Genomic DNA, 19676 nt, shown 5'->3' with positions numbered 1-19676 from the left:
AGGCGGTCCGACAAGGCGAAGGCGGTCATGTCGCCGTCGGTGAGCGTCCAGTGGAACGCCGCCGGACGTGCCCGATGCCCATTCCGCAGCCTCGCGATCACCCCTGATTCGGCGCATGGTTTAGGGGTGTCCGCGCTGTACGAGCGCGATTAGCCTTGGCTTCATCGAGCTCGCACGCGGAATATGCAACGCCAATCCCAGGAATGGGAATCTCGTCGACACCGTGCTCTTAGGGGGATCATAATGCTGAGCTCCGTTGAGATTGTTGTTGGTCTTTTCCCAGGCCAGGGGGCATATATTCCGGGTGCTTTAGCTCGGTTACGCGCGCATGATCCCGAGGCCGCTCAGGCGATCGAAACCATTGACGCGGTGGCCGACGGCATTATCGGAAAAGGTCTGAGCCAGGCCTTCTCCGATAATACCGCCGGCCAATTGCTTGATGCGGCGCCGGACGTGTTGCAACTCGCTGTTTTCGCCACGTCGGTCGCGGCCTTTCGTACGCTGTCCGATCAGGGGGCGAGGTTCAGCGTGCTCGTCGGGCACAGTCTCGGCGAGATCGCGGCCCTGGTCGCCGGTGGCGCGCTGGACGTCGCCGAGGGCGCAGAGATCCTCTGCCACCGGATCACCGTGCTGCGGGAGCATGACACCAGTGGGGGCGGGCTGCTGGCGCTGGGCTGCGCGCCCGACCGGGCCCAGCGCATCCTCGATCTGCTCCCGACCTCCGGCACAGTCGTTGCGGTGGACAACGGGCCGGGACAGACGGTGGTCACGGGGACGGCCGACGCGCTGCGCCGCACGGCGACGATCGCCGCCGCGATCGGGCTGCCGTCAACCGCACTGCACTCGCCGCATCCGTTCCACAGTCCGCTGCTCGCCCAGGCGCGGCAGGAACTGGCCAGCCGGCTCAGCGGATACAGCAGGAGGCCCCTGCGCGTTCCGGTCTTCTCACCTGTGCTCGGCCGCTACTACCGTGACTCCGACGACCTCGGCGAGTTGCTCGCCTCGCACCTCGTCACACCGGTGCGGTTCGGGCCCACTGTGGAGCGGCTGCACCGCTCGGGCGCCGGCGTCTGGGTGGAAGTGGGCGCGGGGCGCGCGCTGACCTCCCTGGTCCGCTCGATTGAGCCGGCCGCCTCCGTGCACACGCCGCTGCTGCCGGACCTGGACACGCTCCGCGAGACCGGACAGTACCTGGCCCCCGCAGCCGAGTCACGGACGGCCCGGCACACCGGCGCGACCGCCGCGAACCCGCCCGCGCCCGCGGCCATGACACCGGAGACGGGCACGTCTCCCGCGACACCGCCGCGGGAGACGAGCACGCCCTTCGCGTCCGTTCCGACGCAGCGGACGTCCGTGCCGCCCGCGCCGACGCCGCCGGTGGAGACGTCCGCGGGGCCACCGGCGAGGGAAGCGGTCGCCGCCCGGGTACGTGATCTCTACGCCACCACGCTGGAGTACCCCGAGGAGGTCTTCGAGGACGGCGCCGAGCTGGAGGCCGACCTCGGCGTCGACTCGGTCAAGCGGGTGGAGCTGATGGGAAGGCTCGGCGTGCTGTTCCAGCTGGGCCCGCCGCCTGACGACATGCGGATGGCCGACTACCGGACGTTCGGCCAAGTGGTGGACTTCGTCATCGACTCGCTTGCCAGGGCGGGCACGACATGAGGGGCTTCCAGGGCCGTGTCGCTCTCGTCACCGGCGGCGCGGGCAGCGTGGGCGCGCGCATCGTACGCTCGCTCGCCGAGGCCGGAGCCAAGGTGGTCGTCAACTGCTTCCACTCGTACGACGAGGCCAGGACCCTCGCGGCCGACCTGGGCGACGGCGTCGAGGTGATCAGGGCGTCCGTGGCCAAGCCGGACCAGGTCCGGCGGATGTTCGACCAGGTCGACGCCACCCACGGACGGCTGGATCTGCTGGTGAACAACGCCGCCGGCGGGACGTTCGCCGCCTGGGACGAGCTGACGGAGGAGCACCTGGACCAGGCGTTCGACGTCAACGTCAAGGGCGCGCTCTGGTGCGCGAGGGCGGCCCGCCCGCTGCTGGCCCGATCCCGCGCGGGCTGCATCGTCAACGTCTCCTCGCTCGGCGCGTTGTACGCCCCGGCCAACTACCTGCCGATCGGGCTGTCCAAGGCGGCTCTGGAGGCGCTGACCCGCTATTTGGCGGCGGAGTTCGCCCCGGACGGCATCCGCGTGAACACCGCCTCCGTCGCGCTCATGGACAATCCGGTCGGCCGTATGTTCCCGGGATTCGAGTCGGTGAGCGCCAATCTGGTGGCGGCCACCCCGCTGGGGCGGCTGGCCACTCCGGAGGATCTGGCCGACCTGGTCCTGCTGCTGGCCTCTTCCGGCGCGGGATGGATCACCGGGCAGACCGTGGTGGCGGACGGCGGCATGTCGTTGCAGCGCCGCGCCACGTCCCCGGACCCGGAGCCGGGACCAGAACCGGGACCGGAACCGGAACCGGAACCGGGACCGGAACCGGAACCGGAACCGGTGCCGGAACCGGAGCCAGGAGCCGAACCGGAGGCGTACTCCGATCAGGACGCGGATCCGATCGCGGTGGTCGGCATGGGGCTGGCCGTGCCGGGGGCCAGTGACCCGGACGCGTTCTGGTCGCTGCTCATGGAGGGTGCGGAACTGTTCGTCGACGTCCCGGCCGATCGCTGGTCGATGGCGGGCTTCCACGACGAAGACCCGAGCGCCGCCGACAAGAGCTACCAGCGTCGCTCGGGCTTCATCACCGGCTTCACGCCGCACTCCGAGCTGGCCGCCGAGCAGCCGGACGACGGGCTCGACTTCACCACGCTGTGGCTGAGGCACAGCGTTCACCAGGCGCTGGAGGGCGTGGCCAGGCGGGACGGCGACACGTACACCGCCTGTTTCGGCTTCACCCCCGACGGCAGCCAGCACCTGCAGGAAGCGCTCATCCGCGAGGAACTGGGTGAGGTTCCCGACTCCGTGCTGTGGCACGGTGACGCCAACCGATCGCAGCCGTTCCCGCACCGGATCGGCGCCAGCGCCATCGAGGGCCTGCTGCCTGCGGGGACCCGGCTGCTCATGGTGGACACGGCGTGCTCGTCCTCGTTGTACGCGATCGACCTGGGACTGCGTGACCTGCTGTCCGGCCGCGCCGACGTCGCCGTGTGCGGCGGAGCGTTCGCGCTGGTCCCCAGCGGGTCGGTGCTGTTCTCCAAGCTGTACGGGCTGTCCAGGAGCGGAGAGGTGCGCGCGCTCGACAGGACCGCCGACGGCGTGCTGTTCTCCGACGGAGCGGGCGCCGTGGTGCTGAAGCGGCTGTCCAGGGCCCTTGCCGACGGCGACACCGTGTACGGCCTGATCGCCGGGGTCGGCCTGTCCGCCGACGGCAAGGGCAAGGCCATCTACGCGCCGTCCAGCGCGGGCCAGGAACTGGCCGTCGCCCGCGCACTGGCCAAGTCGCACGTCGAAGCCGGAGACGTCGACTGGGTGATCGCGCACGCCACCGGAACCCCTGCGGGCGACGAGGCCGAGTTCCTGAGCCTGCGCGCTGCCTACACCGGGACGCATCCGGTGCAGGTGACCTCGAACAAGTCCCTGATCGGCCACACGGGCTGGGCGGCCGGGGTGGTGTCGGTCATCCACGCCCTTCTGGGGCTGCGGCACGAGGTCATCCCCGCCCAGCACCGCTTCTCGGCGGCCCCGGACAGCTTCGGCCTGGAGTCGTGCAACCTGGAGATCCCCGCGCGACCTGTGCCCTGGCCGGCGCGGCCCGACCGGCCGCGCACCGTGGCCGTGTCCGGCTTCGGCTTCGGCGGCACCAACGCGCACATGCTGATCCAGGAGTTCCGGCCGGACTGTCGCGGCAAGGCCGGCTACGGGGCCAGAACCGGCGAGCCCATGGTGATCGTCGACTGGTCGGCGCACGTGCCCGGCGCCGAGGGCAACGCGCAGGTCGCGGAGTGGGCGCAGGGCAGGAACATCCTGCCGAACTCGTTCGGCGACCGCTACCCGAGCCCGCCGTTCGCCCGGCTGCGCCTGCCGGCCTCCACGATCCGGGCGACCGACCGCACCCAGCTCATGATCATCGAGTGCATGCACCGGATGGACCTCCGGGTGCGCGAATTCTGCCGGCGGCACAGCCGTACCACCGGGGTGGTGGTGGGCCACACCGGGCCCACCAGGAACGCGGTCCTCTACGCGATCCGCGCCCACCTGGACGAGCTCGACCGCCAAGCCGTCCCCAACGCGCGGGAACTGCGTGAACGCGTCACCGGGCTGATCGCCGCTCCTGACGAGGACTCCTTCCCCGGCGAGATGCCCAACGTCATCCCGGCGCGGCTGTGCAGCTACTTCGACCTGCGTGGGCTCAACATCGCCGTGGACGGCGGCGGAGCGTCGCTCGCCGACGCCTTCGAGGTCGCCGAGTGCTACCTGGACTCCGGCGACGTGGACGTGGTCCTGGTCGCCGGGAGCAACGGCAACAGTCTTGCGTCCTGGGGCCGCCTGCTGGGTAGCGGGGAGATCGGCGAGGGGACGTTCCTGTTCGCGATCACCCGGAAGTCGCTGGCGCTGGCCGAGGGTCTCCCGGTGCTCGCCGAGGTGTCCGTGGAGTCCGCCGTGAAGGAGATGCTGGAGGCGATCGCATGACCCGCCCGAACTTCCTGGGCGCGCAGGGCGGGCGCGAGCTGATCGCCTTCCTGAGCGGCGAGCAGAGCCAGACGACGATCGAGCTCAGGGCCGACCGGCTGTCGAGCCCCCGGGTGATCCGGCTCAGCAGGCAGCAGAAAGCTGCTCCTCTGCTGGACCGCCACGTGATCGAGCTGGCGCCCGCCCCGCGCAGGCCCGTCCGCTCCGCCCCGCCCGCGATCCCGGAGGACGCGGTGGTGCTCACCAACTCCGCCGCATTCCGCGCCGCGCTGGCCCACCAGGACGGTCAGGCACCCCGGCACGTACGGGTGCTGGTGGACGCCACCGACCCCAGCCTGCGCGAGGACCGGTGGTCCGACCGGGTGCGGGAGCTGCTCGAGTTGCACGAGCGCACGTTCATGACGGCCAAGGAGTGCGCGCCGCGCCTGGCGGGCGGCTCGTTCGTCGTGAGCGTGGTGGGCGGCGTCACCGCGGCGGGGGTGCCGCTGCCCCTCACCGGGTTGTTCACGGGCCTGGTCAAGAGCCTGGCGCTGGAGCTGCCGGACACCTGCGTACTCGCCACCGTGCACGAGGCGGCGCCTTTGGAGGAGGTGCTGGCCACAGTGAGCGCCGAGCTGGGCGCCGCCCAGCTCCTCCCGGTGACCTATCACGCCGGCGGTCGCCGGCTCACCCCGCGAGCGGTGCCCGCCGAGGCGACGCCGGACGGGATGCCGGCGCTGAGCGAGGACTCCTTGGTGGTGGCCGCGGGCGGGGCGCGCGGCATCGGCGCACCGATCCTCACGGCGCTGGCCGTGCGACACCGCCCGCGCATCGTGATCCTGGGCAGCTCCGAGCCGCCCGGCGACTCCCAGAAGCTGCCCGAGCGCAGCACGTTCATCAGGGCCCGGCTCAACGGGCCGAACCGGGTCGGCGTGGCCGAGGCGAACGCCAGGTACGACCGGCTGCTCGAGCAGCGGCAGGTCCGCGACACACTCACCGAGCTGGAACGGCTGTCCGGGCCCGGGCGGGTCCGCTACCTGCGCTGCGACCTGCGGGACCCGGCCGCGGTGCGGCGGGCCGTCGACGCTGTGAGCGGCCCCATCGACCTCCTGCTCAACATCGCCGGCACCAACCGGGCCTCCGATGTCACCGCGAAGTCGGTCGCCGACTTCCGCGCGGTGCGTGACCTCAAGGTGCACACGTACCTGAACCTCAAGGAGGCGCTGCGCGGGCGGGAACCGCGCCGCTGGTGCAACTTCGGCTCGTTCATCGGGCTGACCGGCCAGCGCGGCGAGACCGACTACGCCGCGGCCAACGACTTCCTCAACATGGCCGCGATGAGCGCCGAGAACGAGTTCACCATCGGCTGGACCCTCTGGCGGGACGTCGGGCTCGGCGCCACCCCGCTGATGCGGGCCTTCCTCGACGAGATCGACGCGTACACCCCGATGCCGACCGAGGAAGGCGTCGACCACTTCCTCACCGAGCTGAGCGCCGTGCGGGACGCGCCGGCCACGGTGTTCCTGGGCGACAAGGAACGCGAGCTCGTCAGGGGCATCCGTCCGGAGTTCCTGGACTTCTGCATGGGCGAGGTGCGAGCGCTGCCGTACATCGACACGGTGCTGCGCCGCGACACCACGGAGCTGGTCGCCGAGCGTACGTTCACCCTCGACAGGGACGGTTATCTGGAGTTTCACCAGGTGAACGGCTATCCGACCCTGCCTGGCACCTTCGTGCCCGAGTTGGCCGCGCAAGCCGCGGTGTCACTGGTGCCGAACCGGGTCCCGGTCGTCTTCGAAGACCTGCGGCTGGAGTCGTTCCTGCGGATCTACCGGAAGGACCGGCCCGAGGTCAAACGGCTCACCGCCACGCTGTTGCGCACCGACGAGCGCGAGTCGGTGGTCGCCGTCCGCGTGCAGGGCGACGTGGTGGCGCCGAACGGCGTCACCGTCGCCCGCGACAGGCTGCACTTCTCGGTCACCGTACGGCTGCGCGACGCTCCCGTACCCGGCCCGAGGTGGACGCACTGGGACGAGCACGGCGGCAAGCCCCTCCGCGACCCCTACCATGTGCCAGGGTCGGACGTGCTCCTGCGCGAGGTGTTCCGGTCGACCACCGACACCCGGACGCACCCGCTGGGACGGCGAGGGCGGCTCGCGCTCGACGTGCCCGCATTGCGACGCTGGTTCCCCGGCCTGCTCGTCCCCTCCGTCTCGCTGGACGGCCTGGTGCGCGTGGCCGTTCTGCACACCGTCGCGGACCGCTGGACGCCCGTCGCGATTCCGCGCACGGTCCGGCGTATCGACCTGTACGGCGGCCACACCGACCTGACGCTCGCCGCGCTGGCCGAACCGGTCGAGCTCTACGTCACCCCCGTCGACCTCGACCTGGAGGATCCCGAGCCCGAGAACCGGGCGATCGCGGTGGCCGCCGACGGCGAGGTGCTGCTCCAGGTCAAGGACATCTCGGGCGCCATCGTCGGCTACGTGGACCAGGAGACCGGCGAATACGTCGACAGGGAACGATTCGACCGCGAGGAGCGCTCATGACACGCCAGGGAACCTGCCCTGTCGCCCACGGCCCTGCCGGGCTGCCGGTGATCGGTGACGCCATCTCCTACTTCAGGGACCCGCTGACCTACACCCTGCGCATGCAGGAACGCGACTCGGTCGTGTCGGTCAAGCTGCCCATCCCGTTCGTGCAGGTCACCGAGCCAGAGGCGATCGAGCGGGTGTTGCGTACCAACCCGGACAACTATGTGCGGGGCAAGCTCTACCGCGGATTCTCCGGCGTCATGGGCTCCGGTCTGCTGACGCTCGACACCGACCAGTGGCGCAGGCCACGCAGGGCGGTCCAGCCCGCGTTCAGCCCGGAACGCGTCCGCGGCAACGCGCGCGAAGCCGTCGGCGCCGTCGAGGAGATCATCCGCCGCTGGACGGCGCACGCGGACTCCGGCGTCGTCGTGGACGTGGCGCCCGACCTGATGGACGTCGCCTCCAGGGTCCTGGGCATGGCGCTGATCAGCCGAGACCTGTCGGGCACCGACTACGCACGAGCCTCCGCGATCGCCAACAAGGTCATCTACAACCGCACGATCATGGCGTTGCCCACCATGATCCCTGCCTTCGTGCCCACCCGGCACCACCGCGAACGGAGGTGGGCGAACCGGGTGCTCGACGGCATCATCCACGGGGTGATCCGCTCACGCCGCGCCGGCGGCGAGTACGGCGACGACGCCGCAGGTCAACTGCTCGGCGCCGGCCTGTCCGAGGCCGAGGTGTCGGACAACCTCCGCACCCTGCTGCTGGCCGGCTCCGACACCACCGGCCAGGCGCTCGCCTGGACCATGTACGAGCTGGCCAGGCACCCCCAGGCCCGCCGCGCCGTCGAGCGCGAGGTGGACGAGGTGCTCCGGGGACAGGCGCCCGCCCCCGATCAGTTGGGCGACCTGGTGCAGACCACGGCCGCGATCAACGAGGCGCTGCGCCTGCACCCGCCGGTCTGGCAGTTCCCCCGCGACGCCGTCGAGCCGGACTCCCTGGCCGGTCGCGAGGTTCCGGCGGGGACGACGGTCCTGCTCAGCGTGTACGGCACGCACCGCTCACCCGAGCACTGGTCCGACCCGGAGACCTACGATCCCCGGCGTTTCCTCGACGACACCCAGAGCAAGCGGCACAAGCACGCCTTCCTGCCGTTCGGCGGCGGGCGGCGCATGTGCATCGGCAAAGGGCTGGCGATGGCCACGCTGGTGACCGCGGTGGCCATGCTGTCGCAGCGCTACCGGCTGCGGCTTTCCGGCACGCACACCGTCCGCAGCGGACACTACGTCACCCTGTTCCCCAGCGGCGGGATCCCCGCGGTCGTGCAGGAGCGGACGTGACGACCCCCGAGCCGGTCCGCCCGCACCTGGTGTCCTTCGACACCGACTCCTTCGTCCGGCCCGTTCACCGCATGGTCTGGGAGCCTGTGCCGCACCCGCTTCCGCCTTCCACCCCCGTGGCGCGGCGGCTGCTGGTCATCGGCTCCGACGCGGAGCTGGCCGCAGAGGTGGCGAGCGCGCTCGACGCGGACCTCTGTGTGCCCGGCCGCGAACCCGAGCGGGACGACTGGGACGGGATCGTCGACCTGAACGTCGTGGGCGTCCCCTACCGGTTCGACGGCGGGGAATGGCGGGACGCGCTGGCCAGGACGACCCGGATGGTGCAGCGCAGATACGGTGCCTGGGGAGCCGACCCGCGCGCCGACCGGTCCTGCTACGTCGCCGTCACCGCCATGGGCGGGCTGATGGGCTACCACGATGGGCCGATCGGCTCCCCGCTGGGCGGGATCTGGGCCGGATTCGCCAAGTGCCTGCCCCGCGAGCTGCCCAACCTCGCGGTGAAAGTCCTGGACGTGGACGCCGCCGGGCAGGCCCGCCTGTCGGAGCTGCTGACGGCCGAGCTGGCGGCCTGGGATCTGTTCGAGATCGGCTACCGGCAGGGGGTCCGCCATGCCTTGGCCGCGCGGCCGAGCCCGGAACCGCCGCCCCGCGTCGAGCTGGGTTCCGATGACGTGGTGCTGATCTCGGGAGGCGCCCGTGGCGTCGGCTTCGCGCTGGCCCGCGGGGTCGCGGAGGAGTTCGGCTGCCGGATCGTGGTGACCGGCCGCGGCGAACTTCCGGCCGACGCCCGCTGGCTGACCATGGACGACGCCGGCTACTCCGAGTACTGCCGGGCCAGAGTGCGCTCCGCCCGCACCGCCAGGGAACTGCGGGACGTACGCGCCGCGCTCAAACGCGAGACCGAGCTGCGGCAGGTCGGCGCGAACCTGGCGGCTGCCCGGCGGGACGGCCTGCGCATCACCTACGAGCCGTGCGACTGCGTGCGGCCGGAACAGGTCGACGCGTTGTTCGCCCGCATCCCCGAGCCCAGCGTGATCATCCACAACGCGGGCATCGACCTGCCGACCAGGCTCGACAACAAGAGCCCGGAAGAGGTGGTCCGAACGGTCGACGTGAAGGTGACGGGCTTCGCCAACCTCACCCGCGCGGTGCTCCGCGCGCGGCGGGACACGGTCAAGGTGTTCTGCAACGTCGGCTCGCTGGCCGGGCGGATGGGCGGCATGATCGGGCAGATCGACTACGCCGCGGGCAACGAGGCCCTGACCAGGCTCGGGTTCTGGGCGCGCAACACCCACGGGCTGCCTGTGCAGACATTGTGCTGGCCGACCTGGGAGCGGCTCGGGGTGATCGCCAACTATGACGCGGCGGTCCGCTACGTGTCCACTGTCGACCCGGCTGAGGGAGTCAGGCGGTGGATCCGCGAACTGCGCTCAGGCGGCACCGGGGAGGTCATGTTCATCGGCCAGATCGGCAGCGCGCTGGTGCCCACCCAGCTCCGTGGCTTCAGGCTCTTCACCGGGCATCCGGACCTGCCCAGGTTGCACGGGCTCGCGCACTTCCTGGGTGCGGTCGAGCTGTTCGAGCCGTCTCGCGAGCTGCGCAGCAGCGTGGTCCACACACCGGGCGCTCATCCGTGCCTGGCCGAGTTCACCGTCGACGGACGTGCCGCGTTGCCGATCTCGGTGTTGATCGAGCAGGCGTGCTCGGTCGCCGACTGGGTCGTGCCGCCGGACCGCCCGCCCCAGCACCTGGCCGAGGCGCGGGACGTGAAGGTCCGGCTGCCCGCGCTGATCCTGGCCCCGAGCGGTAGCCGGTTCACCACCCGGGCGCTGGGCGAGACCACGGAGCAAGGCTGGAGCGTCCAGGTCACGATCACGGCCGAGACCGGGGAGACGGCCGCGTCGCTGCGGCTGCTCTACAGGTCGTCGCCGCCGGTGCCTCCGCAGCCCATGCCGCCGACGGTCACGCACGGCGTGGCCCCTTCCGGCGGCCGGCTGGACTGGTCAGGGCTGGTCCTCGGCGCGGGAGACGCGCTGCCCACGGTGACCGCAGCCGACCTGTGGACGTCGCCGTTCCCGCCGGAGCACGGAATCGCCCCCGCCGCGCTCGACGTCATGGTGCGCCGGGCGGGGCCGGTGACAGGCGACGTCGTCGAGATCGCCCGCATCGTGCCGTATCCAGGGGCACAGCAGGTCGACGAGCTTCGTCCGGTCGCCGGCGGCTGGGCCGGGCTGAGATCAGGCCGCCAGGTCCTGTCCGTCGAGGGGGTGGCGGTCGTGACCGCCGCCTCGTCCTCCGCCGGGCAGCGGGCCACGAGTCCGGACGCACCGTTCAGTCCCTGACGGGCGCGATCGTGGCCCTCGCCGGCGCTAGTCTGCCCGGCATGCGTATGTTGCACCTCGGGCTGCGGGTCACCGACCTGGAACGCTCGCTCGCCTTCTACACCGCGCTCGGGTACGCCGAACTCGGCCGGGTCCCCGAGACGGGGTTCGGCAGCCTGACGATGCTCAAGCTGCCCGACGACCCGTTCGTCAGCCTCGAGCTCGTGCACGACCCCGCACGACCGGTCAAGGACGTCAGCGCCGTCAACCACCTCGTCGTCCAGGTGGACGACCTCGAGGCCACGATCGCCGAGCTCGCGGCCAGGGGCGTCACGGCCGGGCCGCCGGCGGAGCCGGGGCCGGGGATACGGACGTCATGGCTGACCGATCCTGACGGCCACAGGATCGAGCTCGTGCAGTGGCCGCCCGGACATCCGGCGGGCATGACGGCTGCCGATTTCGTCTGACGTCGGGGCCCCGGGCTAACTGGTGACGGGCCGTTCGCTCTGGCGGCCCATGAAGAAGTAGACGCCGCGGTCGGTCTGCATGGCCGTGTGGAACTTCCCGGCCTTCGACTTGGCCGACGAGTTGGCGGTGACGATCGTGATGACCAGGTGCTTGACGTACGCGCCCGTGTAGATCTTGCCGTACGAGTAGCTCCTGTGGGCGCTGCTCCTGCGCCAGGCCACGTTCTTGTCGGCGGTGTTCTTCAGCCGCTTCGCGGTGTTCCTGGCGTCGGTGCTGGAGGGGAACGCCAGGATGATCTGCACCGCCTTGAGGTTCCCTCCGTAGGCGGTGTAGGCGAGCTGGACGGCGCTCTCGCAGTGGTTGTCGGCCATCACGCCTTCGGCGTCCACCGGGTCGCACGAGTCGTACGTCCAGCCGCCGACCTTGCGCGCCGCGTACTTCTCGCCCTTCAGGGAGAAGTTCCAGTCGTCGAACTCGGTGTGGTCGAGCGGCGTGTCCGGACTGTCGCTGGACGTGCTGGAAGGCTCAGGGGTGTCGGTCGGCGTGGCCGTCGGCGGTGCGGAGGTGGGTGGCGCGGAGGTGGGTGGCGCGGAGGTGGGTGGCGCGGACGGTGAGGTGCTCGGCTGGGCGATGGTGGTGGGTGCGGGGCCGGGGGTGTTGAGATAGCTGTACGCGCCGAACGCGCCGCCGCCGAGGAGGAGCACCGACAGGACGACGATCACGCCGATGAGCACGGCGTTGTTGTTCCGGCCGCCCGGCGGCGGGGAGCTGTAGGGCGGCGCACCCGCCTGGTTGCCGTAGCCGTACTGTCCAGGCCCTTGGCCGTACTGCTGGCCGGAGCCCTGGCCGTACTGTCCCGGGTTCTGGCCGTAAGGCGGCCGGCCCTGGCCGTGACCCGCGCCCTGGCCGTACTGGCCCGCATCTTGACCGTACTGGCCGGGGTCCTGGCCGCCCGGGTTCTGGCCGTACTGGCCCGCGCCCGGGTCGTACGGCGTAGGCCCCTGGGCGGGCGGTTGCCCGTAGCCGGGCGGCGGGGCGCCTTGACCGGGGTGCGGCCCGGGACCCTGCCGGCCGGGGTGACCGGGCTGGCCGTGTTGCTGGTGGCCAGGGGGACCGTATCCGGGCGCCGGGGTGCCCTGGCCTGATGGCGGCCCGTACCCCTGCTGCCCCTGTTGCCCCCAGGGCCCATGGGGCGGGGGTTGCTGCGGGTGTGCCATCACACCATTGTGGGGCACATCCGGCCTCACATGCTGCAATCACCCATATTGGCCTAGATGATGGGGTCCCACGTCTGGCCGAAGCTGTGACCCGCCTCGCCCGCGACCGAGCACTCCAGGAGATCGACCGTCGGCGAGTATCATCGCTTTGCGTGAGCATGGATGTTCTTTGCGTGACCATGAAGGAGTGTGGATGGAGTCAGCGGCCATGCCGGAGCCGGCCGACGCGGGAGCGCCGAGACCGAGTCACGACCTCAGGGTGCCGGCGGAGGTGGTCGCCACGGCCGAGCAAGGGCTTGCCGGCGGAGGCCGCCCCGGCAAGCGCGTGCTCGTCATCGGAGCGGGGATGGCCGGGCTGGTCGCCGCCTACGAGCTGATGCGCCAGGGGCACGAGCCCGTCGTCCTGGAGGCGCAGCAGCGGGTGGGCGGGCGCGTGCTCACCCTGCGCGGCTTCGCCCCCGGCCTGTACGCCGAGGCGGGCGCGATGCGGATCCCCCGCGTGCACGACCTCACCCTCGCCTACTGCGCGAAGTTCGGTCTGACCCTGCGCCCGTTCGTCATGGGCAACCCCAGCGCCCTCGCCTACCTCCAGGGCGTCAGGACCACGATGGGGAAGCTGAACGCCGACCCCGGGCTCGTCGACTTCGACCTGGCCGAGCACGAACGCGGCCGCACCTACGAGGATCTGTGGCGCACGGCCACGCAGGAGATCCACGATCTGTACGCGCAGGAGGGTGAGGACGCGCTCGACCGGATCTGCGCCGAGTACGACCGCTACTCCATCCGCAGCTTCCTGCGTGAGCGCGGGTTCTCCGAGGGGGCCATCGAGCTCTACGGCGTGATGAGCTTCAGGGAGTCCAATCTCAACGCGGCGATCATCGAGCAGTTCCGCGAGATCATCGGGCGGGCGTTCGAGGACATGCAGGAGATCGAGGGCGGCGCCGACCGGCTGCCGGCCGCCTTCTACCAGGAGCTCAAGGCCCACATCAGGTTCGGCCACGAGGTCACCGCCATCGAGCAGGACGACCGCGCGGTCACCCTGCACGTCAGATCGGGTTCCGGCCGGACGACGCTCACCGGTGACCACGCCATCTGCACGATCCCGTTCTCGGTGTTGCGCGACATCGAGACCAGGCCCGCGTTCTCCCGCCGCAAGCAGCGCGCGATCCGCGAGCTCAACTACAACGCCTCCACCAAGATCCTCTTCCAGGTACGCCGGGCGTTCTGGGAGCAGACCGACGGGATCGTCGGCGGCACCACGGTCACCGACCTGCCGATCCGGCGCGTCTGCTATCCCTCGCACCCGGTTCCCGGCGAGGACCGCTCGGTCCTGCTGGCCAGCTACACCTGGGGCCAGGACGCGCTGCGGTGGGGCGCGATGCCGCCGCAGAAGCGGATCGACCAGGCCCTGGAAGACGTCGCGAAGATCCACCCGGAGATCCACGACCACTTCGAGTTCGGGGTCACGCACGCCTGGTACAACGACCCCTACGCGGCCGGCGCCTTCGCCCTGTTCGAGCCGCACCAGCAGAGCAGCCTGCATGACGCGATCATCGCGCCGGAGGGCCGCGTGCACTTCGCCGGAGAGCACTGCTCGTTGTGGCACGCGTGGATCGAGGGCGCCCTGGAGTCAGGGCTGAGCGCCGCCCGCGCCGTCCACGAGGCGATCTGAGCACGGGCCGCTGTCCACGGGGCGAGCTGAGCGCGGCCCGTCAGCGGCGCGCCCGACCGGCGTAGCCGCCGAGGTGGGCCGCCGCCGCGCTCAGGTCCGCGGCGGCGGCGGTGCAGGCGGCGAGGTGGGCGTTGACCGCCTCGCGCAACCAAGGAGGCGCGATGCCGTCGGCCTCCAACCTCGCCCCGATCGTCCGCAGGCGTTCGGCGCAGTCGGCGAGCGCGCGGGCGTCGGACTGCAGGACCTTGGCGTGGGCGGCGATCACCGCGGGATCGGCCGGCATGGCTCCTCCGGATGGTCAGGGGGCGGGCAACGGTACGGCGGCGTCCTGAAGCAGCTGGCGGGTGCCGGCCGACAGGCACAGCAGCGGACGGGCACCGTCGAGGCCCAGCTCGCGAAGCCGGCCGGCCAGCGGGTGCGCCGACCCCGGCTGAACGGCCAGCCGCAGCCGGGGAAGGGGGTGCAGGCGCGCGCGCCCGCGGGCGCGCGCGCAGGAGCGCAGCCTCTCGCCCGCCGCTCCCCGCGCGTAGCCGACCAGGTCGGGGGCGTTCACGGGCAGCCCGGGCCCGAGCAGGCCGTGCAGGGTGAGCAGCCGGTCGTCAGGGCCGCCGACGGCGACGCGGACGCTCCTGGCGGTGAGCCCGAACTCCAGCGGCGCCAGGTACGGCCAGGCGCCCCACACTCTCGGCGCCACGGCGTGGACGGCGGCGGTGTCGACCACGGAGCCCGCCATGAAAGCGCCCGAACACCGCCGGTCGGCCCTGCGCAGCAGGTCCGCACCCCCGAGCAGGCCGAGGCGGGATGGCCGGGGGCGCCACGGGTCCGCCACGACGAGCCCGACGTGGAGCTCGCGGTAGCCGCCCACGCTGGTGCGCCGGTTCCAGGAGGCGTGCACGGTGACGAGCGCGCGGCCCGCGACCCCGACGGCCCGGCCGAGGCCCGTCCCGTGCAGCAGGCGTGCGACCGCGGCGGTGTCGGCGGCGAAGTACGCCGTCAGAGCGCTGCCGTCCTCGCACCTGATCGGCAGCTCGACCGGCCCGTCAGGGCCGTCCACCGCGTGGGTGGGCACGGTGAGGAAGGGGAAGCCGCCGGGGCGCGGCGCGTGGTCGAACAGCCGGTACGCCTGCGAGCGCACGACCGGCCCCCGGTACGGCGCGAGCCGCGCGTCCATCAGGTCACGGGCCTCGGGCAGGTCCTCGGCGAGGTTGGCGATGTAGCGGTCGATGCCGTGGCAGAGCGGGAACAGGTGCGTGGCGTCGGAGTAGTCCACCACGTACCAGTCGGGGTGCAGGTCGAAGCAGGCTCCCGCGCCCTGCCCGTCGAGGGTGGGGATGATGTCGTGCTGGTTGGTGACGCTGGCGACCCAGGTGCGAGGGTCGGCGGGCCGTTTGAAGTCGACGGGCGCGCCGACGGCGACGGCGTGGGTGACGGTGTGGCGGGCGCAGAACCCGGCGTCCTGGGCCAGGTTCATGATGGCCGCGCCGCCCGCGCTGTGACCGATGAGGGCCACCTCGGCGCCCTGCGGCAGGCCGTAGTCGCGTACGGCCGCGGCCAGCGCGCGGCTGTACGGGTTGCTGTCGAGCACGGTGCTGCTGAAGGCTCCGAGCAGGTCCTGGGGCGAGTCGTGATCGGGGCGCCCGGCGCGCATGCCGGGCGCCTGGACGACGTGGCGCACGACCCCGTCGGGGCCTTCGACGCTCTGGATGAGCACCCGGCCCGTCGTGCCGAGCACGCTGATGTTGCGCAGGAAGCCGAGCAGCGACGCCTCGGAGCCGAGCCGGGCGGTCTCGGCCGCGGTCAGGCCCGTCCTGCGCGCGGCGCCCGCCCCCGTGTCCAGCGCGGCGACGGCCCGGTTGCTGATGCCGGTGATCGGGTCGGCGGTGGCGTGGCCGGTGCCGGTCGCGATCAGCCAGGCGGTGCGGTCGTTCAGCGGGTTCTCGTCCAGGAGTGCCCGCAGGGCGAGGACCTCGCCGAAGACCGGGGCGATCTGGCTGAGCGCGCGTACCACGCCGCGGTCCTTGAGCAGGGCGCGCAGCGCGCGTACGGCCTCCAGATCGCGGTCGGCGGCGGCCGCCTCGACGAGCCGGACGATGAGCGGGTCGCGCGCCAGCTCAGGGTGCTCGGTGGCGACGGCGGCGATGCGCAGGCGCAGCGAGGTGGCCAGCACGCGGACGGCCAGGCTCTCCTGGCCCGCCAGCGCGCCCAGCCGCGCCGCCAGGGTGCCCACCCGGCCGCCGGCGGGCGCGTACCCGAGCCCTTCGCCGTCGGTGAGGGCGTGCAGGAGCGTGCGGTGGGCCAGGAGACCCGCCGCGGGGGCGTGGGGCATGGCCGTGAGCAGGGCGCCGTCGGTCAGCGCGGCCGTGGCGTGCACTCCGGCCTGCCTGATGGCGATGGCGATGTCGACGAGCTCGCGGGCCGCCCCCCGCAGCGGCCCGCCCGCGGCTCCCGCCCCGCCGCCCACCGGCGCGTCCGCCGTCCCGCTGCCCGGTCCGCCCTCCGGCGCGTCCGCCGTTCTGCTGGACGGTCTGTTCTCCGGTCTGTTCTCCGGGGCGGTCACCGGGGCGGCCGCCGGGTCATGCTGACGAAACGGGGGCGCGGGTCCTCCGGGACGTTGCGGTGCAGCACGTCCGACAACGTTCTCGTGGTCGCGATGATCCGCATGCCCTCCGGGGAGAAGGTCGCGGCGTTGAACACCCTCGGGGCCAGCAGGGGATTGGTCAGCGCCTGGGAGAACGCGTCGATGGCGATGATTTTCGTGAGCAGCGGCGGCAGGATGGCGTCGGGCGAGCCGGGCTCCTCGGCGAACAGGCCGACGTACAGGTCGAGGTCGTCGACGTCGCGGTAGAGGTCGCGCAGCGCGCCGCTGACCCGCGCGTCGCCGGAGACCTGCTCGAACCGGCGCACCCGCGGAAAGCGGCAGTGTTGCCGGTAACTGTTGTACGGCGCCAGGCCGAGCACCCGCGAGTCGGCGATGCTGGCCACGTCGACCTGCCTCAGGAGCGGGTCGGTGTTGAACAGGCCGATGCGCCCGGCGCGCTGGAGGGAGGCGTCCTCGAAGAGCCGGCCGAGGCCGGGCTCGGGGATCAGCGCGCCGCCGGCCATGGTCTGCGCCATCGGCAGGTCACGACCGCCCACCGACAGGCGGGACGGGATCAGGCTGTGCCAGCGGTAGACGAGGTTGAACTCCACCGAGGCCCAGTTCTCGCGGTGCCAGGGCGCGTGGGCCAGCATCGCCGTCAGCCGCGGATCGAGGGTGAACCGGAAGTGGTAGGGGGTGATGTGGTTGATGTACTCCTCGACCACCAGCTTGATCAGCAGCACGATGAGGATGTTGCGCGCCGTCTGGAAGACGCGCTCGTCGTCCCAGCGCGGATGGCGTGCGGCGAGCAGCCGCGCCACCCTGTTGTGCTCGCGCAGGAACAGCACCGTGAGCATGGTGAACCCGATCTGGATGTTGCCCCGGTCGCTCCCCGTCGCGAACAGGGTGTCGCGCTGCGCGTCGGTGAGCTCGTCGAAGCGGATCACGCTCAGCGGGGCGAACTCCGGCTTGATCTTGCCGTTCTCGCACAGGTGGGGCGGGAACTCCCCGCCGTTGATGGTCTGGCTCTTGAGCAGGCCCCCGTCGAACGTGCGCAGCGCCGCCGTGGCCGTCTCGTCCAGGCCGTAGAGCTGGTTCAGGTCGATGTGGTGGTTGGAGGTGTTCTTACGGGGATCGCGCGGGATGTTGGTGTCGCCGCGCAGGAAGCCGTCGGTGAACCACTGGGCGAAGTAGGCGAACAACACGGAGGAGCGCGGGCAGGGGATCATGGTGTCGCCACGGGCGAACAGGTCGGCGGCGCGCTCGGGGGCCGGCCGGTTCGCCTCGGGCAGGGGGAGCGGGGGCAGGTGCCTGCCGCTGTAGGTGCGGTCGGTCAGTGAGGGCCACGACGTGTAGCCGGCCATCGTGCTGAGCGGCTCGGGCCGGGGCGGCATCTCCCGGATCGCGCTGTCGATCAGCGCGGCGTTGACCCGCCGCCGCAGCGCCGGGACGGCCTGTACGACGTCCCAGACAGGCCTGCCGCCGGTCAGCGCCAGGAACCTGAGCCGGTTGACGACCCCGTCGGTTGCGGCGCTGCGCGCCGTGCTCGTCGCCATCGTCACCCTTCCTGGCCCGCGGGGCCGAACGCGAGAACGAACCGGTCGGGGAAGATGCCGCCCGATCGGACGAGGGTCCCTTCCGGCGGCGGGACAGGGCGCAGGCCGGGGCGCAGCAGCAGGCGGCGTACGACCTCGCAGACCACCGCGGCGGCGGGGTGCACGCCCAGGCAGGAGTGGTGACCGTGGCCGAAGAACAGATGGTGGTGGCGCGGCCGGTCGAGGCGGAACTCGCCGGGCTCCGGCACCACGTCCGCGTCGAACATGGCCGAGGCAGGCGCGGCGAGCACGAGCGTGCCCGCGGGGATCACCGTGCCGCGCGGGGTGCCGGCGGCCAGGACGTGGGCGCGCTCGCACATGCGGGGAAGCAGCTTGAAGAACGGGTTGAAGCGCAGCGCCTCCCACACGTACGGGTCGAAGCCGGCGGGGTCGGCGGCGGCCTCGGCGGCCTTCGCCAGCACCTGCGGGCGCAGGAGCAGTTGTTCGACCGCCTCGGCCATGGCTCCTGGCCCGCTCTCGACGAAGCCGAGCGGCAGGCCAGCCATGTTGATGACGATGCGCTCGTCGTCCTCCAGGCCGAGGCCGGGAGGCAGGTTCGTACGGGCGAGCCGGGTGAAGACGTCGTCCGGCAGGTCACGCCCGGCGCGCAGCGCGGCCCGGAGTTCGGCGAGCCGGTCGCGCAGGTAGGCCGTCATCTCGGCGCCCGCGCGCACCGACTCCTCCTGGATCGCCGGGTCGCCCGCGTAGTTGGCGAAGCCGTCGGTGACGATGGAACGCGTCCAGCGCGACAGGGTGCCGGGGTCAGGCCCGGGAAGCCCGAAGTATTCGGCGCACACGCCCAGGGCGACGTGGCGGAACAGCGCGTGGACCGCTTCGACGCGGCCGCTCGGCAGCGCGGCGTCGAGGGCCTCGTCGGCCAGGCGCCCCGCGAGCGCCCGCACCCGGGCGGTGTCGCCCGGGTCGAGCATGACCCGCATCAGGCCCTTGTCCCGCCAGTTCATCGGGGTGGCGTCCCGGCCCAGCATGTACGGGCCGCCCAGCGCGGCGTCCAGGCGCGGCCCGAAGGCGCGGACCGAGAAGACCGACTCCTGGGAGAGCACCTCGATCACGTCGGCGAAGCGCGTCACGACCGTGAAGGCGGGCGTGACGAAGACGGGCCGCCGCTCGCGCAGCTCGGCGAACAGGGTGCGCCACTCGGTGCGCATCCACTGCTGGACGAGCCCCAGCGCCGCCATCGGGTCGCGGGCCAGCGCCTCGTCGTATCTCTCCAGATGGCCGCTCGTGGTCGCCTGATCGGCAGCACCCATGCCGTTTGCCCACCTTCCGCTGAGGCCGGAGCGAACAGAGATCATCACGTTGTGTAGCCACAATCTAGACAGA

12 protein-coding genes are annotated in these 19676 nt (G+C 71.9%); 7 read left to right on the top strand and 5 right to left on the bottom strand.

The window, feature by feature from the left end:
- Window positions 1-183: 183 nt before the first annotated feature.
- The 6 genes from ABGB01_RS04855 to ABGB01_RS04830 are packed head-to-tail and all read left to right on the top strand — an operon-like array spanning window position 184 to window position 11272.
- Complete coding sequence (locus ABGB01_RS04855; protein WP_347770697.1) at window positions 184-1662, top strand: acyltransferase domain-containing protein; 1479 nt, start codon at window positions 184-186, stop codon at window positions 1660-1662.
- Window positions 1659-4625 carry an SDR family oxidoreductase gene (locus ABGB01_RS04850; protein ID WP_347770695.1) on the top strand — a complete coding sequence of 989 codons (2967 nt, stop codon included), beginning with the start codon at window positions 1659-1661 and terminating at the stop codon, window positions 4623-4625. The genes ABGB01_RS04855 and ABGB01_RS04850 overlap by 4 nt, the downstream gene beginning before the upstream one ends.
- Window positions 4622-7153 carry an SDR family NAD(P)-dependent oxidoreductase gene (locus tag ABGB01_RS04845; RefSeq protein ID WP_347770693.1) on the top strand — a complete coding sequence of 844 codons (2532 nt, stop codon included), beginning with the start codon at window positions 4622-4624 and terminating at the stop codon, window positions 7151-7153. Before ABGB01_RS04850 ends, ABGB01_RS04845 begins: the two co-directional genes overlap by 4 nt.
- Complete coding sequence (locus ABGB01_RS04840; protein ID WP_347770691.1) at window positions 7150-8484, top strand: cytochrome P450; 1335 nt, start codon at window positions 7150-7152, stop codon at window positions 8482-8484. Before ABGB01_RS04845 ends, ABGB01_RS04840 begins: the two co-directional genes overlap by 4 nt.
- Window positions 8481-10826: an SDR family NAD(P)-dependent oxidoreductase gene (locus ABGB01_RS04835; RefSeq protein ID WP_347770689.1), complete on the top strand. Its 2346-nt coding sequence runs from the start codon at window positions 8481-8483 to the stop codon at window positions 10824-10826. Before ABGB01_RS04840 ends, ABGB01_RS04835 begins: the two co-directional genes overlap by 4 nt.
- Window positions 10827-10867: 41 nt before the next feature.
- Window positions 10868-11272, top strand: coding sequence for a VOC family protein (locus ABGB01_RS04830; protein ID WP_347770687.1), 405 nt, complete (start codon window positions 10868-10870; stop codon window positions 11270-11272).
- A gap of 15 nt (window positions 11273-11287) precedes the next feature.
- On the opposite strand, the gene ABGB01_RS04825 is transcribed toward ABGB01_RS04830, so the two are convergent.
- Window positions 11288-12490 (bottom strand): hypothetical protein, encoded by a 1203-nt coding sequence (locus ABGB01_RS04825; RefSeq protein ID WP_347770685.1) that lies wholly within the window; start codon window positions 12488-12490, stop codon window positions 11288-11290.
- 193 nt (window positions 12491-12683) lie between these two features.
- Between ABGB01_RS04825 and ABGB01_RS04820 the strand changes: the two genes are divergently transcribed.
- Window positions 12684-14162, top strand: a complete 1479-nt coding sequence (locus ABGB01_RS04820) for an FAD-dependent oxidoreductase (protein ID WP_347770683.1) — start codon at window positions 12684-12686, stop codon at window positions 14160-14162.
- A gap of 40 nt (window positions 14163-14202) precedes the next feature.
- Here the strand turns inward: ABGB01_RS04820 and ABGB01_RS04815 are convergent, their stop codons facing one another.
- From ABGB01_RS04815 to ABGB01_RS04800, 4 genes are all read right to left on the bottom strand, one after another.
- Window positions 14203-14445 carry a hypothetical protein gene (locus ABGB01_RS04815; protein ID WP_347770681.1) on the bottom strand — a complete coding sequence of 81 codons (243 nt, stop codon included), beginning with the start codon at window positions 14443-14445 and terminating at the stop codon, window positions 14203-14205.
- A gap of 15 nt (window positions 14446-14460) precedes the next feature.
- Window positions 14461-16623, bottom strand: a complete 2163-nt coding sequence (locus tag ABGB01_RS04810; RefSeq protein ID WP_347770679.1) for a hypothetical protein — start codon at window positions 16621-16623, stop codon at window positions 14461-14463.
- Between the two features lie 92 nt (window positions 16624-16715).
- Window positions 16716-18296, bottom strand: a complete 1581-nt coding sequence (locus tag ABGB01_RS04805; RefSeq protein WP_347770677.1) for a peroxidase family protein — start codon at window positions 18294-18296, stop codon at window positions 16716-16718.
- A 2-nt stretch (window positions 18297-18298) separates the two neighbouring features.
- Complete coding sequence (locus ABGB01_RS04800) at window positions 18299-19603, bottom strand: cytochrome P450 (RefSeq protein ID WP_347770675.1); 1305 nt, start codon at window positions 19601-19603, stop codon at window positions 18299-18301.
- Between the last annotated feature and the right edge of the window lie 73 nt (window positions 19604-19676).

It is taken from the genome of Nonomuraea sp. B5E05 (assembly GCF_039880665.1).
GTDB lineage: Bacteria > Actinomycetota > Actinomycetes > Streptosporangiales > Streptosporangiaceae > Nonomuraea.
The sequence above is the reverse complement of the archived record's forward strand: the minus strand, read 5'-3'. Positions and strand labels throughout refer to the sequence as shown.